11 protein-coding genes and 2 pseudogenes are annotated in these 15,080 nt (G+C 58.0%); 5 read left to right on the forward strand and 8 right to left on the reverse strand.

Annotation, left to right across the window (positions count from 1 at the left end; genetic code table 11):
* Window positions 1–60: 60 nt before the first annotated feature.
* Genes RPG13_RS33560 through RPG13_RS33570 form a run of 3 tightly spaced genes read right to left on the reverse strand, consistent with a single transcriptional unit; the run spans window position 61 to window position 4,170 of the window.
* Complete coding sequence (locus tag RPG13_RS33560) at window positions 61–969, reverse strand: protein NO VEIN domain-containing protein (RefSeq protein ID WP_128177656.1); 909 nt, start codon at window positions 967–969, stop codon at window positions 61–63.
* Window positions 962–2,854 carry a DEAD/DEAH box helicase gene (locus RPG13_RS33565; protein WP_095488815.1) on the reverse strand — a complete coding sequence of 631 codons (1,893 nt, stop codon included), beginning with the start codon at window positions 2,852–2,854 and terminating at the stop codon, window positions 962–964. Before RPG13_RS33565 ends, RPG13_RS33560 begins: the two co-directional genes overlap by 8 nt.
* Entirely contained in the window at window positions 2,851–4,170 is a 1,320-nt protein-coding gene (locus tag RPG13_RS33570; RefSeq protein ID WP_095488814.1) for a ParB/RepB/Spo0J family partition protein, read from the reverse strand. Before RPG13_RS33570 ends, RPG13_RS33565 begins: the two co-directional genes overlap by 4 nt.
* A gap of 477 nt (window positions 4,171–4,647) precedes the next feature.
* On the opposite strand from RPG13_RS33570, the gene RPG13_RS33575 reads away from it, so the two are divergent.
* The 4 genes from RPG13_RS33575 (at window position 4,648) to RPG13_RS33590 (ending at window position 10,286) form a co-directional block, all read left to right on the forward strand.
* On the forward strand, window positions 4,648–5,016 hold the full coding sequence (locus tag RPG13_RS33575) for a hypothetical protein (RefSeq protein ID WP_128177649.1): 369 nt from the start codon (window positions 4,648–4,650) through the stop codon (window positions 5,014–5,016).
* 867 nt (window positions 5,017–5,883) lie between these two features.
* Window positions 5,884–6,807 carry an HNH endonuclease gene (locus RPG13_RS33580; protein WP_206073020.1) on the forward strand — a complete coding sequence of 308 codons (924 nt, stop codon included), beginning with the start codon at window positions 5,884–5,886 and terminating at the stop codon, window positions 6,805–6,807.
* A 648-nt stretch (window positions 6,808–7,455) separates the two neighbouring features.
* Window positions 7,456–7,806 carry an integrase domain-containing protein gene (locus tag RPG13_RS33585; RefSeq protein WP_245470435.1) on the forward strand — a complete coding sequence of 117 codons (351 nt, stop codon included), beginning with the start codon at window positions 7,456–7,458 and terminating at the stop codon, window positions 7,804–7,806.
* A 719-nt stretch (window positions 7,807–8,525) separates the two neighbouring features.
* Complete coding sequence (locus RPG13_RS33590) at window positions 8,526–10,286, forward strand: ATP-binding protein (protein WP_095488811.1); 1,761 nt, start codon at window positions 8,526–8,528, stop codon at window positions 10,284–10,286.
* Here the strand turns inward: RPG13_RS33590 and RPG13_RS33595 are convergent.
* From RPG13_RS33595 to RPG13_RS33605, 3 genes and pseudogenes are all read right to left on the reverse strand, one after another.
* Window positions 10,283–10,990: an IS6 family transposase gene (locus RPG13_RS33595; protein WP_095488810.1), complete on the reverse strand. Its 708-nt coding sequence runs from the start codon at window positions 10,988–10,990 to the stop codon at window positions 10,283–10,285. The two genes, RPG13_RS33590 and RPG13_RS33595, sit on opposite strands and share 4 nt — an antisense overlap.
* Window positions 10,987–11,319 carry a hypothetical protein gene (locus RPG13_RS33600; protein WP_128177647.1) on the reverse strand — a complete coding sequence of 111 codons (333 nt, stop codon included), beginning with the start codon at window positions 11,317–11,319 and terminating at the stop codon, window positions 10,987–10,989. The genes RPG13_RS33595 and RPG13_RS33600 overlap by 4 nt, the downstream gene beginning before the upstream one ends.
* Window positions 11,320–11,359: 40 nt before the next feature.
* Window positions 11,360–12,759 (reverse strand): annotated as a pseudogene (locus RPG13_RS33605) (ISKra4 family transposase).
* A gap of 428 nt (window positions 12,760–13,187) precedes the next feature.
* Here RPG13_RS33605 and RPG13_RS33610 point away from each other — a divergent pair.
* Window positions 13,188–13,478 (forward strand): tyrosine-type recombinase/integrase, encoded by a 291-nt coding sequence (locus RPG13_RS33610; protein WP_095488797.1) that lies wholly within the window; start codon window positions 13,188–13,190, stop codon window positions 13,476–13,478.
* A 55-nt stretch (window positions 13,479–13,533) separates the two neighbouring features.
* Here the strand turns inward: RPG13_RS33610 and RPG13_RS33615 are convergent, their stop codons facing one another.
* Both RPG13_RS33615 and RPG13_RS33620 read right to left on the reverse strand, forming a co-directional pair.
* Entirely contained in the window at window positions 13,534–14,244 is a 711-nt protein-coding gene (locus RPG13_RS33615; protein WP_245330065.1) for a plasmid pRiA4b ORF-3 family protein, read from the reverse strand.
* A 75-nt stretch (window positions 14,245–14,319) separates the two neighbouring features.
* Window positions 14,320–14,855, reverse strand: a pseudogene (locus tag RPG13_RS33620) (helix-turn-helix domain-containing protein); the annotation flags it as partial.
* Window positions 14,856–15,080: the final 225 nt, after the last annotated feature.

Here is a 15,080-nt window from a genome sequence, read left to right on the forward strand (position 1 = left end):
TTCCAGATGGATGGTCTTACAGTTCTCCGGACGCGCAAGCGACAACGAGGCGCGCACATCTTACCTACACTCCAGTGAGAAGGTGTTATCCACGCGCAGTGCGCTTGGAATCCACATATCGGGGGTCGGGCGAAATTCAGCGGAATCGGTCCATTGGAACGTCGGCGATGGATCAGGAGCCAACGCTTGGAGCGCGCCGCTGCTAAGTTCACGGACCTCCTCTACATGAGGGGCTATGATGGTTCGTTCCACCATTACACTTGACGAAAATATCACCTGAATGAGTCGCCATTCGGACCCGAACTTTGCTGCTTTGTCGAATTCGTTGCGCGACACGAATACACGGTCTGCGGTGGCTCTTACGCACGCCTTCACCTCCAAGCGCTCGGTAGCAGAGGCCCGACGGTTCTCAATGTCGTAGCCGTACCAATCAGAGAGGAGCGCCACATGCACCGGTGAGTATCTCTCATAACGAAGGGCCGACATGATTGCGAGTTCGCCAGCATTGCCGAGCATCTTTCTGCGCTCGTCAAAGGCCGCACGTGTTAGCCGATGATGTATTTCGACGAGCAGCGGTTCCAGGTCCGGCCCAACCCAGGAAAGGGCTTCTAGGTCACTGTCGGGAATGAATTCTGGGGCCAGACGCCCGTCGACAATTGCAGCTCCAATCCACGCCGGAGGGCATCTCTGCAGCAAGAGACGGGCAATGCCCAACAGACTATGTCGATCAGCCTTGCTGTCGAAAGCGGCAAGTACGGGATTGATCGCGACGACATCGGTTATGCTAGCGAGGTTGATATCTACGAGCAGCCTCGCGGTACCTAGGACGTCAGTTGAGGCGGCCATGATGGTTGACTTCCCGCTCGCGGATATCACCCAAGAGTTGAAGTCACCTGAAGGCCTCAGCCGCGCACTGTAGGCCAGCAGGAAGGCAGCATGACAGCGTCCGCGACTTGGCAACTCATACATCTATGGTTCCGACGTGTGCGGCTACGGCCTGCCAATCATCCTCGAACGCAGGTGCACCGCCTTCGCCCTCATCTGGAGAAGGTAGTGAGATCTGGACTAGGCCGGGATCATCCATCAAACGGGAAAGCGCCCTGACCTTGTCGTGAAGCCTTCCGTCAACCGTATTGTCGATGGTGTTCGAGCTGATGAGTAGCGTGAAGCGCGTTTTTACATCCGCCGACAGCCCAAGCCTGTGAATGCGATCCTGGCTCTGCAGGAAGTGGCCCGCATTGAACGTCCTATCCAGGAACACAGCGTTGTGACACCAGTGATGGAGGCTGATGCCCTCGCCGCAGGCTGCAGGATTTGCCAGGAGCGCAACGCAGTGGGCATCATGTCGGAACCGCCGAAATTCATTCTCGCGCGTTAGGTCGCCAGGGGGAGCACCGTCGTCGGAGGGAACCCCTCCATGCACTATTGCCGGCTGATATTGCGCAAGCATGCGAGCCAACACCTTGAGGTTGCGCACGAAGTTGGACCAGATCAGGACCTTCTCGCCGCGTTCGGCTGCTGCCGCTACAATGGAAAGCACTTGTTGGTATTTCCACGGCGTCTCAAAGTTTTTGTAGCTTTGTAGCAGGTTGACGAGCGGCTCGCTGCTCGACAACTCGAGCGGCGGGTGAAGGAATCCTGGATCATCACTCTCATCCGAACCGGCCGTTAACAGCATGGGGTTTGTCGCGGCCTCGAGCAGGTACATTACTATGCGGCCAAGGCGCTGCATCTCGTGCCGACCGCGGTCGGGAAGCGAAAAAGTGGCGCGGTAGCGACCCACGAGCGCATCATAGATCGCGTTTTGAATGGGTCCCATTTGTCTGCGGATAACCTCGAACGTTGTGGGAGGCAGCTCCAGCTCGCTCTTGGGAGTTCGAACGAAGTACCGCGTAATCGCTGCGTGAGTCTCGCCGAGAACATTCGGATCGCGCCCCAGCCTTTCGATGTAAGCAGACCTCGGAAGAATCTGGCGATCCTGGCCCGGGTATAGGAACTTCACCAGAGCCACTAGATCGTGCGCGCCTTGGGGGGCCGGCGTACCAGTTAGCACGTCTCGGCGATGAGCCGCATAGGCTAAATCCAACACAGCACGACCATGCACCCCCGAAGCGCCGCGCTTCACGCGATGGGCTTCGTCGAGCACAACCTTGGCAGCCCCATTCGCTACGAAGGCTCTGATAATGTCATAATCGCTTGCGACGCGATTGTAATTTGAGAGCAGGATCTCCGTGTCTTGCGGGATAATTGTTTCGGGACCCCCAAAGATTACAACGCGCGGTGGCTTTTTGAAGCAAGCGACTGCATCCTCATCCCAGGCTCCGAAGGCGGCGATTGGCGCAACGACCATAAGACGGTCGATACTTCCTCGAGCGCGACCCAAAGCAAATGCCGCCAGCGCCACCGTCGTCTTACCCGCTCCAGGAACCGAAAAGTCCGCAGCATGCGGCAGACGCATGAGGCGGGCGAGATTTCTCAGTTGAAAGGGCTTCAAATTCCTTTTGAACCCGGCGGCCTCAAGCTCGGCCGCGAGGGCCTCAAGCTCGGTTTCGCTTGCCTCACCGGCTTCGATCGCCACGGAACGGGCACGGCGATCATCAGCCATTAATCGCAACTGTGATGTGAGGGTCGGTCCTAGCTCAACCCGCTCTGCAAACACTGCCCGAATGTCGCGCAGGACATCGAGTTCCGCCATGAACACATCCGGGTGCACCACTGACTGCCGTGCCGATCCAGTGAGGATGCCGCGTGCAAAGGCTTCCTGCAGCCGGGCCCAGGCACCAGGATTCGTATCGTCCAAGCGATCGACGACGACCGTCGGACGGTCCTGCCGATAGAGCTCGGCACGGATCATCCGCGTGCCTCGAGCTTGCTCACTTCGGCCTTGAGCGCGGCCACCTTGGTTTGGAAGTCGGCTTCATTCCATCCGTCAAAGCTACGCGCCCGTTCAAGCGCAGCAGCTGCGCGGCCAACCTGCTCCTTGGCGGCGGCAAGACGGCTCAATGGAGCCACGAGCGCCTTTGCGTCCTTAGAATCCTCATCGGCTTCCTGTGCCGCGACGGCGACGGCAGCCCCTACGGAAGCAATTAGATCGGATACGACAGCGTTCTTGCCATCTGCGAGAGTCACTATCTCTTCGCTGCGCTTGCGCGCGAAGAAGGCGAGGATATCGGAAAGGTCCTCTTCCTGTGCTGCATCACCGAGGGCGTCATCGAGAACATCGCCGCCATTGTTGGGCACATTATGCCTGATGGCACAAAGCAGCGGTGCGATTGTCGGATCCGATTCCAATTCCTGCCTGACTAGTGCGGCGGCATCCGGCCGCTGAAGGTGGCGAAGATCGCGGTAGTTGACCCCGGTCAGCGTGCCAAGGAAGTAGGCGCCCCGAACGGAATTGGCCTCAGCCTTAGGCTTAGTTCGGATGTGCCTAGTGAGTTCCTCAAAAGCCGACTCGTTCTCATCAAAGTCGGCGTGGTGGCGAGTGCCGTCTGACAGTGCCACCAGCTGATGCAGCTGCTGCAGCTTTTCATACTGCGCCCGAACCTTGGGTACATCCTTGTGCATCCTCGCCGCGACTCGATCCCAGTTCTGGGCTTCGCGGTTGAACAGTTCCTCGATCAAGAGCGCTTCATTGACCCACGAATAGTCTTCGCGGAAGTCACGTGCGATCTGCAGCTCAGTCTCGAGATCGACGAGTTCATCCATGGTCGCATCGGCCGGAAGGACGAGGCAGCGGACATATCGAGAAGGCGCATGCTGATCGTCTAAATAGAGGCTACGAAGCGCAGCGGACCTACGGTTGCCGTTTACAAGAACGCCCTCCGCAGTAGCTACGGCCGGCTCCTGCTGACCACGTTCTCTCAGATCAGCCTTGAGATCATCGAAGCCCGGCTGAGATTTCAGGATACGAAGCTGCGCCGCTTGTGCTTCCGACCCCATCGGGTCCGCCGAAAACAGGTCTGGGCGCCCCTTCGTCTCAATCTCTCGCATCTGCTCAGCCTTAGTCCGGTGGTTCAGAGTGGAGAGCCGCACCCACGTCACCTCTAGGTCCACCAGCGGCAGTTCGCGATCTGGCCGCGACCACGCGGCCAGCAGCGCGCGTCGTTTCGACGAGCTCTGGCGCGCGACAAGGTGTTGGACTCGTTCCTGGTCTAACACAGGGTTCATCATTTTGAGCTCCTGAAGGTCGTCAACCGTCCCGGACCAAACCGGGAGGCGACTGTGGTCCTGATGCCGCGGACGCCTTGGTGAAACCCGATGTACCCGGTCAAAACACTTGCATTGCCTGCATCGACATTGAACGCCGAGAGCAGAACTGCCGGGAATCGCCGCTGGCGGCGACCGTCCCAGTTGAAGGCAGGTCCTTGGCCCCGCTCCGGCATGATCCAGATACACGGAGGAGGAATGCGGTTTCCGCCAATCTCCACCGCCCGGCCCATCTTTGGGGCACGGTCGAAGGTCTGACCCGCAGAGGTCATTGTGGAAGATGATGCCATCAAGCGTATCTGGTGCATCCGAGAAAAAGCGACGGCGGAGTCGGTTGACCCCTTTGAAAACATGTTCTCCGGGTTCCGAGGCCAGACTCGGGCACAACCACCAAAGGTAGGTCTCGACAGCCCATGAGGGAACAGACCATGCAACGCTGCTGTGAGCGCCATCGGGACACCCCTTCTGTATGATGGCTACGTTACCAATTTCAGGCACGGCCAGTTGGTAAATCGTATCCTTCCCGTAGACTGGGCGAACCACACTGGCTATCGCGCCCACAGCCAACATATGATCGAAAATCATACCCAGAAAGTCACGCCGATCGGCATTGCTGGCGGCCGTGCTGCCGCGAAGCTTCTCGATCGCGGCAGGAAGGGCCAATCTAAACTCGTCCGCCGAAAGTCCTCGCTGATAAAGGTATTGCGGGTCATCGGCGATGCCGCTGACGATTTCGGCAACGCGATTAACCACCTCCTCCGGTGGCGCCCCCCGATGACGACATGGTGCAGCTTCTTCACCAGCCATTAATCACCCCCCCATATCGCCGGTATTTAACGCGCCGGCCGACGCGATGTGTTCAAGCGTTATAATGATGTGAGGGACGGACTGCAAAGAGTCGGCCTCAACAAAACGATGTTCGCGGCTATTATTTGTCAGGAGTTCTGGCTTTCGCGCCCGCCTCTCTCATTGAAAACGGGTACACTCTGAACCGATGCGGGAGAGAGCACTAAGCGCGGGCCGCAGCACTGTCGCTTTGCAGTTAATGATGAGAGTGGCTTGTCAACGATTTCAGTATGTTAGCTATACACCTAATTTGAGAATGTGCACTTAATTTAATGATCGAGCCCGGCCATTGGCATTTAATTTGAGAATCAACGTCAACACCTTATCGGCCTAGTACTTCTCGAAGACGGATCATGGGATTCAATGGATTCACGGCCTTTCAGCAAATACGATTGCATCTAATTCGAGAATCCGAACTTCAATATTCTCAAATTAGATGCCAATCCTGGTCGAAACGACTGCCTTCTTACAGTTAACTGCCAAGCGACAGATTTGATCTGAAGGCGGCAACTGACCTCATGGAACGTCAGATACTATACCCTGCTTGCCAAGTCAATCTTACTCTTCAAATAATGTAATTATTTCAAGTCTATAACAGAATGCGATGTGGTTCTGGACTCAACGTTTACGCGTTCAGAAGCTCACCATTTTTGAGATGGCAGGCTTACAACGGGTGGTTTCTCGGTTAAGCGGAGATTGCAGAATGCGAGGCGGTTCTAAGCTGCCCATATGCACCGACTCCGCGACGACCCTGCGCCAATGCGGAGGCTGAGGGCACTGAGATGGTTCATCTTAGGCTAATCGCAGCAACTACCATTTTGGAGGGATAATTTGGAATACAAGCTACACAGGATCGCACCCAATTCAGAAGGCTGGGTTCGCCCGTCACGCGGCAGATTGAGCCAGAAGGGGGTCGGCAGCTTCGTTCATGAACACGGGTTCGGGCACGAGGACTGGAATTTCAATATTGATTTCGCGATCGATGGACAGGTCCTCGGCTACACGGTAGCGCTTCCTGCCAAGAAATATGAGGGCCAGAGATTTGGCCTTGTCCTAGCGACCTTCGATGCTGGCGGCTGGCGAGCGGCAGGCTATTACGACGGAGCCATATTACTTGATAAACCCGCCGCTCCGTCAGCCTCAGCGGTGGAGCAGATGGCGGTTGATGTTTTCGAACTCGCCAAAATCAATCAGGTTGCCCATCGATACATGAACCAAACACTTACCCAGATAGAGAACTCCATCCGAAGCGATTTTGTGTACTTTCGTTGGGCGGTCCCAAAAGATCGGATTGTCGTATTCCGGGAGTCGCTACCAATACCGCCAAACATTTTCGAGCCCGGCCGGCAAAGGATGGTAACTTCGTACAACTTGTCCGAAGAGCAGTTCAGGGCGATCACGAAGCTAGGAGCAGATGCTAGTGGAAGAGAGGGTGAGCGTTCCGAAGAAGAAGGCGCGCGCAGGCTCAGGCTTCATTGGGCCATTGAACGGAAGCCGCAACTGGTCGCCGCTTTCAAGGCGAGCCTGACTTCATTCGCATGCACGGTTTGCGGCTTTGATTTCGAGAGAACTTATAAGGAGCGCGGCATTGGCTTCATCGAATGCCACCATACGAAGCCCGTGGCAGAAATACGGCCCGGCGAAAAGACGCGATTGAGCGACCTTCGTGCGGTCTGCTCAAACTGTCACCAGATGCTACACCGCAAACCCATGCTCACGGTCGAAGAACTCAGGGATGTAGTGGAAGGGAAATAAGCTGAACGTTCATCCTTTGCCCGACGGCTCAAAGACTATCACGTGGCAGTTGTGCAGGACTATGGCTAAGGCGAGCACCGGCATCGGCTGCCGCTCGATAACCGGGTGAAGTCGGCGCGAATCCGAGGCAGAGAAGGGGGCGCCCAGAGTGTTACTTTTCAGCATGTCGCTTGGCCGCTCGGTCCGCACGTCAACGCGATCCGGGCCGAGAGGTGTTCGTTGACCGCGCTATCGACACCGCCATCACCAGAACGGCCAAGTTGGGCGAGGCCGATGTGCCAACGCAACCGGGACGGCTCTTACGGCACTCAAACACCGTCGGCGCGGCTTGGCCGCAAATGGCCAACGACCTCGCGGACCTCGGCTACAAGCTGCCGTCCGCCGGTTCCCTCAAACCCAAGCATGTCGAGGCGCTTGTAGAAAGTGGCTCGATTCCGATACCTCGGATGCCAGTATCCGCAACCGCCTCACCTGGCTGCGATGGTGGGCGGAGAAGGTCAACAAGGTCAATGTCGTCAACCGCGACAATGCCGCGTACGGCGTCGCCGAACGTGGCGAAGTCACGCGCAACCGTGCCCCAGACCCTCAACCAGGCCAAGCTTGGCACGATCGAGTGCCCCTCATATCAAGGCGTCGGTTCTCCTCCAAGTGGCGTTTGGCCTGCGGCGCAAAGAGGCCATGATGTTGCAGCCGCAGGCGGCCATTCGTGCCGATCATATCGCCTTGCAGGTAAGCTGGACGAAAGGGGGCCGGGCACGGACCGTGCCCGTCACCACGCTGGAACAGTGGCATGTCCTTGAACCCATCATGCGCCTTGTCCCCGGTGGCGGGTCCCTGATTCCCGCGCAAATGAGTTATGTCGAACACCTCAAGCGGTTCGAGTACCAGACACTCAAGGCGGTCTCCGCAAACAACGGATTCCGCCACGCCTATCCGCGACGGCGTCTGCTACATCGGCCTCGTATTCAAGAGAAAGAACAACCCCGCCGACAACAATGAGGCTTGCTGCGGGGCGCAGATTTTCCTGCATACCGGCGAAGGTATTGTGTTCAAGGGTGCTGTGGCGCATTCGGGTCTGATCGCCTCGGGGAGTTTCACCTCTCTAAGGAAAAGCTGCGGAGATCGTCAGCCGCTGCGCTGACAGCTACATCAGTGGGCACGGCAAGCCGCCGCAGGAGATTTTTATCCACGGCCGCGGTTCAATGGTGCGGAGAGTGAGGGCTTCCGCAGCGCGGTTCCGGCGGGAACAACTATTTCCGGCATCCAGATTACCAAGCCGAATGACCTCAAGCTTTTTCGCGAAGGCGGGCGTGCAGTTTTGCGGGGCCTAGCGCTTGAGATCGACCATCGCAACGCATTTTGAGAGGTTCCAACGCCCTTGAAGGTGCTCATTGTTTTTGGTGACACGCGGCTCCATCAGGTGGCTGGCTGATGTTCTCGCTCTGACGAAGCTGAACTTCAATGCGCGCCTTTTCAGCGACGGTTAGCCGGACACTCTGCGATTTGCCGACGACATCGGGGAAATCTTGACCGCGATACCGGGCGTGGGGTCGAAACCGCTATCGTTTCGGCACTACATTTAGCCAGCAATGACGCCTGCAAAGGTTAGGCGGCACTGGGCGCAGCTTTCCATATTATATTTTATGGTTCTCGCTTCCGTATTTGGTTGCACATAGCAGCCCAATCCAAGAATAAGAACAATCGGCAGGGAGATGGGAATGGTCACGAACTACCAGGATCAGATCGAACGGGTTTCGAGCGAAAGCCTCGACGTTTTCGAGAGAATTTCCAAGGACGCACGTTCGGCGCTTGGCGAGCCATACTCCACCGGCCCGACGGCGCTCGCCAGCGTGAACACCTTTACGTCAGGCGAAGCCGTCAGGGCCCTGGGCAACGTCGACAGCGCAAACCGCCGTGCTCTCGAACTGCTCGCCAAAGAACCGGCCATCGCCAGGGTGGTAGCACGTCAGGACGATGGAAAGATCGTCATCTATTACATTTGCCGTGGAACGGCTTCAGGAAGCCCCGGCGGAGACAAACGCTTCGCTGGACGCAATTCGTTGATGGGCCGGCTGGCGTCCTTGGATGTGGGCGACGATTTCGATATCCGAACCCCTGGTGGCGTTCAGTCTGTCGAGATCATCGAGAAGGCGATCCTTCATCCTCATGAGCGCCAGGGCCAGTGGGACTCGCGTAACTCCATTCTGGAGGGCGAATTCTACGGGCCCATTACCGTCATCTCCATGCTCGATGCACTCGCCGTGCATATTGCCGTCGGGGAAGATAGCTCCATCCTCGACAGTATTTTGGCTATCGATGAGCAAGCAACCAACATCATTGAAGGCATCCGGCGCAGTGTCATCACGAAGATGGGCCTGCGTGACCAACCGATCCTGGATCGCTATCAGGACGAGATTTTCCGGTTGCCCCTCAACAGTCAGTTGCTGATTATAGGACCGCCCGGCACGGGCAAAACCACGACCTTGATCCGGCGTTTGGGACAGAAGGTCGATCGTGTCTATCTTGATGACGATGAACGGCGCTTGACCGACAACAGCAGTGCCGACAATGCCGTGGATCACTCTCACAGTTGGCTGATGTTCACTCCCACGGACCTGCTCAAGCAGTATCTCAAGGAGGCCTTCGCGCGCGAAAACATTGCTGCGCCCGACCAGAAGATCGCGACATGGTCAAGCTTTCGGCAAGGCCTGGCGCGAAACAGGTTTCGCATCCTCAAAGCTTCTGACGGCGGCGGACCTTTCATCATGAAGGAAGGTGAATCCTATGTCCTTCCTGACGTGCTCAACAAGCAAACAGCTTGGTATGAGGATTTTGTAAGCTGGCAGGCCGGCGACTACTGGGAGGATTTAGGCGGTGCAGCCGACCTCCTTGAAAAGAATGGAAACTCGGAAACCGCGCGCCTCGGGCGGAGGCTTAGAGAGGCCGTCGTCGCGGAAACGCCTACCATTTCGCTTCCTCGCGCCTTACTGGAACTGGTGAGCGTTTCCTCTGACGTTGAAGGTCTCCTCTCCAGCATGAGGGAAGAAACCGACACCGCGTTGCGGCGGCGCCTCAATACTCAGGTCAATCAGGACCGAAAATTTCTCGAAGGCCTGGCGGCATTTATCGACGGGCTCAATACGCCCGACGACGACAATGACGAGCAAGACGGCGACGAGGACGAAGATGTCCAGACCCAGGCACCTCGTCCGCGCATGGCGGCAACTGCGGCAGCCTATATGCGAAATCTGCGCAGCCAGGCCCGGGCGCGCTTTGGTCGACGTACATTGGGCCGAACCACGCGATCTGGCCGTATTGCGGAATGGATAGGCGACCGCACTTTATCCGAGGACGAGCTCCGTGCGATAGGCGAGAGCCTGCAAATCCAGACGGCGCTCCGAAAGTTCACCAATCCTATCCGGGGTGCTGTCAGACCAATTCGAACCAGTCGCAGTTCGCCAAGAATTTGTGAAGTCTAGGCCGAGCCGAGGCTGCGCCACTCGGCGAGAGCGGCGGCCCGTTTAAGCTTGAAATTGTCGCGAGTGTAGAGATGGCGTTCCTGGTTAAAGTGGTTTTGGACGGACGAATGGACTGCGGCGAATTTCTGCAAACATCGCATCTGCCGGAAGCGCTGCATGGCTCGTTCTCGTCGTCGGAATGGCAGGTGTGAATTCTCCGCTCGATTGTTCATCCAGCGCCCGGTTTGCTGGCGATCGGCAGTTCCAATTTCCTTCAGGGCCGCGCCGTAGGACCTTAGCTTGTCCGTCACGATGGTCTTCGGAGAACCATTTCGTTTCATTGATTTCTTGAGGAATTTCAGTGCTGCCCTGCGATCCCGCCTCTTTGAAACAAAGGCTTCGAGTATCTCCCCTTCGTGATCCACGGCCCGCCAAAGGTAATGGGTCTCGCCGTTGATCTTCACGAACACCTCGTCCAGATGCCACTGCCATTGCGGCCAGGCCCGCATCCGTTGCGCTCGCTTCCGGCGGATTTCAGCCGCGAACATCGGGCCAAACCGGTTCCACCAGAACCGGATTGTCTCATGGCTGACATCGATGCCGCGCTCGTGCAGCAGATCCTCGACATTGCGCAGCGAGAGAGGAAAGCGGACGTACAGCATCACCGCCAATCGGATGATCTCGGGTGACGTCTTGAAGTAACGGAACGGGCTGGGTTTGGTCATCCTTCGACGCTAGAAGCCCACCCTGCACGCTTCAACCTAGTTTCCTCTGACATGACCCCCGCGTGAATTCGCATGTCTTCTTCCGTCGGCGCGATGTCACTTTTCCAATCGAGAACGACCGAGGCGCGACCCTCGTCCAATGCGACGGCGTCAATCCGGCCGGCAAGCGCTGTGGGCTCGCTCGCATCGGCGAGCAACGCGTAGATCGGCCACTCTGGAACGAGGCCCGGTCGCAGGGCGGCGATCTCCGGGAGATGTAGGGTTCTCCAGGCGGTCGAGGCGATTTCCTCGGCTTCGGGAAGATCGACCTCGTCTTCGCGATCGACCACCAGCTCTGCGATAAGGGGAGCATAAGGATTTGTGGGGCGGTCAAGCGGCGCGGACCATTTCGCCGTTCTCGTGATTGTCGTTCGCCATGCCGCGATACCATTGCCGGAAGGTCGAGCGCAGGGAGCCGTCGAGGGTCTGCGTGCGGGTTTGCAGCAAAAGATGTGCGCCGATCCTGCTCCACTGCATCTGCTGTTTCTTGGCGAACCGCTTGGAGATGACGGCGTTAACGGTGGCCTCGACGAAGGCCGAGGAGATGCGTTCTCCGGACCGGTAGCGTTCGCCGTAATTGATCAGGCTGGCACTGTTGGAGGCGATGTAGGTCTGGAACTCCCCGATAGCGGTCAGGAACTTGCGCATGTTCGGATAGCCTGTTTCGAAACCTTCCGCGTGGAATCGCAGGCCGGCGATTTCGTCACGGGCACGATAGACGTTACCATGCCAGAGATGCCATTTGATCCTGCGCAGGGTTTCAAGCAGGTCCTGTCCGGCCTGTTCGTCGTGGTTTTCGAGCCCTTGAGCGAACTGGCGAAGGACCGTGATGCGCATGGTGATATGAACCAGTCGAGGACATGCTCGCTCGCCGGGGCGATCATCTCGGCGAGCGAGCGGACTTCTTCCCCACCGTCGGTGATGAAGGTGATATCCTGATTGGCTTGGACGCCCTGCTTCTTAAGATGGTCGAGAATGCGCCGTTGCGGCCTGCGATCATAGCCGTGGACGAAACCTATGTAGCGCGGAGCGCCGACTTCAGGCAGCGAGCGGCCGACGATCAGCTCGAAATTCTTCTTCCGGTCGTCACGGTCGCGGATGTAGCCGCCATCCAGGCCGATGACGATGCGGCCATCGGGAACAGGCAGGTTCATCCAGTCGCGCGGGCAGGCATCCTGCATGAAGGATACCCGCTCTTCCGTCAACTCCCGCTCGATGCGGCGAGCGGTGCGCAGCGCATGCTGCCGGACTGTTGTGGCGTTGGCGCCGCAATCGATCGGCAGCACGTCGGCCAGCAACTCGGCCGCGGCGGCATAGGGCACGAGCGAGGCCCACCGGGTTTCCAGATAGAGGCGTTCGGGCGCGATGTGGTCTGGGATCAGTGTCCGCAACGGCGAGACCGTTGCAGGGCTGCTCGCGCCGTCCGTTCGCGGCAGGAAATAGCGCGGGCTTTTCAGGCGCACGTCGCCGAATAGCGTATGAAAGGTGACGGGATAGCTTCCCTTGCTGCGCAGGCGACGCCCATCAAGCTCGCGGTTTTCGCTCAGCCAAAGTTCCACCTGCGTCTCCACCATCGCCTGCTGCAATTTCGCAAGAAGGCTTTTCGCCTCCGACAACGACAGACCGAGATCCTCGGCCCCTTTCGTCACCTTCACCAGATCGGCGACCGTCTCGGTCGCGATTCTTTCGCCATCGTCATCTATCATCTGCAATACTAGCCGCGCCCGCATGTCGTCTTCCCGCATCGAGTTTTCCAGAATGACCGGAGTGGAAAAACTGATTGCGCCCGTGACGCCCGTTTCTCCTCTGCGGCCTGCCGGAAACGCTGATAAAGACCATCAGTTAGCAATCCGAAAATCGTCCGGTAACCCGACATGACCTCGATAAAGCGGGCCGCAAACGCCATCGCAACAATCCTGATCCAGGAAGGGATCGACTACCTGCAAAGCACGGCGGTCATCAAACGCGCCTGCACAGGCCTGGCCGGTGATCGCCGCCGGAACGGCGGAGGGTCGAGGAGGAACTTGACCGTCATCAACCATGCTTATGACGCCGGCGGAACGACAGGTCTGTTGCTCCAGACCCTGCTCGAAACCGGGGTGCATACCGATCCGCCGGGAACTGGCGCAGACGCTCCGGCTTCATATCGGCGTCCGCCATGCCCTACACCTACAGCCGCCAGCGCATCGGCCAGATCGTTCCCCAGATTTCAGGGAAGGCCCGGATCACCAAGCGGGTCTATCCGCACCTTCTGCACTACACCATGGCGACGAAACTGAGGTGGCTCGTCATGGACATCACCGATGTGCAGCGTTTCCTTGGCCACGAGAATATCGAGACGACGCGACATTGCGCCGGAACTACGGCCGCGACCTGCGCCGGAAATTCGATCAGATCACGGACCAAGGCTGCGCAGGCCTTGTTCGGGCGTCCGGCACACTCGCGGTGATGATGCCACCTTCTGGGGGCCAACCTGCTTTCGATAGATCAGGTCGCCAGGTCCGTCACATCTGCTGGTGCATGAGGATCAGATGTTCGCTCTGCCGCAGGCGATCATTCACTTTCCGCTCCTCGAACGACTGGCCCAGCAGAGTAGCTCGGCCTTTGATCCGAAAGAGCAATTCCTGCAATTCCCCAGCGCGGTCCGGATCATCGAGGACCGCAAGGGACCGGGTGTCGCCGATTTCCGTGATGAATTCCAATGCTGTGGCGAGATCCTCATGGAGGTCAGGCCCGAGCGCCTCGTCCCTCTGCCACATCCAGGCTCCCGGTCCACCACAATCCTCAGGCGGACAGTTGCTTTCGCCGCCCGTACACGCCGGATAGTGAGCGCCGTGTTTGACAGGCCGGCGCTCCTCTAGCCGGACCTCGTGCTCCCAGGGGGTGTTGAGGTCGTACTCATACAGGAACCGGCTGCCCTTACGCAGTTGCAGATTGCCAAGTGTGACAACCGGAGAGCGGGCACCCGCCTCCCACGAGCCGTACCGCACCGTGTGAATGACGAACTGGTAAAGGTGTATGCCTTCCCATCCCATCGCGACCTGAAGGACGCCATGAAACTCGCGTAGCGTCATCGTCGAGGGAACCTGAACCCTACGCCACACCATCGGGCTCACGTCGTGCAGCCAGATGCGGAATTGCAGGATGGAAATCTCATCCTCCGAGGCTGCCGCCTCTCCGGCAGTTTTCGTCGCTGCCCGTTTTGCCCTTTTCAAATCCGCCGGCCCCGTCGAAATTCAATGGTGACGACATACTCCGGTCCAGCCCGCCCCACAAATCCTCATGCTCCCCTTCATCAAGGTTCGCACGTGTAAGCGGCCCGTTTCATAGCCCTCCCGCTTCAGGAGTTTTTGCATCAGCCGGCTGCCGGCGAACGGATAATCCATGTGCAATTCGTCGATCCGGCGCATCAGCTTCAGATCGGCGGCTGACACGGGCCGAGGCAAGGCGTAGACGCTGCCCCGGCTGATCCCCAATTCGGCAGCCTGCTTTGTAATCGGCAAGTCATGGTCGCGATCAATCATCGTTTTACGCTCGCCAACAGCCCGGCCTTGTCGAGCGCCGAGCCTAAAAAATCATTGGCCAGCGTCAATTCGCCGATCTTGGCATGAAGAACCTTCACATCGACCGCTGGTGACGCTTTCTCCCCACCGTTAAACACGCTCGCGGCTCCCTCAAGAAGCTGTTTCTTCCAATCCGCGATCTGGTTGGGATGCACATCGTATTGCTGCGCCAATTCCGATAGCGTCTTTTCCCCTTTCAGGGCCGCAAGCGCCACTTTGGCTTTAAAACCAGCAGCATGGTTACGGCGAATTCGTTTCGGCATTTCAGCTCCTGTTCGTGAGCCACTCTGGCTCAGCTCAGGCAGAAATTCCACTTAACCCCCTGTTCAAATTTCCCGAACCAGCTCTCTCTTTGCCGCCTACAACGCAGCAGCCCTTCCAACTAAGCTCATGGTCCCAAAATCGGGGTCCATTTCACGTGCGTGTGCCGGGACCGACCTGTTCGAAGTCAGGAGTATCGGCTTCGCCGTTTACGCCGCGAGTGCACG

This window comes from Mesorhizobium sp. ISC15, from assembly GCF_037162615.1.
Classification (GTDB): domain Bacteria; phylum Pseudomonadota; class Alphaproteobacteria; order Rhizobiales; family Rhizobiaceae; genus Mesorhizobium; species Mesorhizobium mediterraneum.

Coding starts and splice junctions, on each gene's coding strand:
- RPG13_RS33565 (WP_095488815.1), bottom strand. CDS start 2,854: ATGATCCGTGCCGAGCTCTATCGGCAGGACCGTCCGACGGTCGTCGTC.
- RPG13_RS33610 (WP_095488797.1), top strand. CDS start 13,188: ATGCCCTACACCTACAGCCGCCAGCGCATCGGCCAGATCGTTCCCCAG.
- RPG13_RS33590 (WP_095488811.1), top strand. CDS start 8,526: ATGGTCACGAACTACCAGGATCAGATCGAACGGGTTTCGAGCGAAAGC.
- RPG13_RS33570 (WP_095488814.1), bottom strand. CDS start 4,170: ATGATGAACCCTGTGTTAGACCAGGAACGAGTCCAACACCTTGTCGCG.
- RPG13_RS33560 (WP_128177656.1), bottom strand. CDS start 969: ATGTATGAGTTGCCAAGTCGCGGACGCTGTCATGCTGCCTTCCTGCTG.
- RPG13_RS33595 (WP_095488810.1), bottom strand. CDS start 10,990: ATGACCAAACCCAGCCCGTTCCGTTACTTCAAGACGTCACCCGAGATC.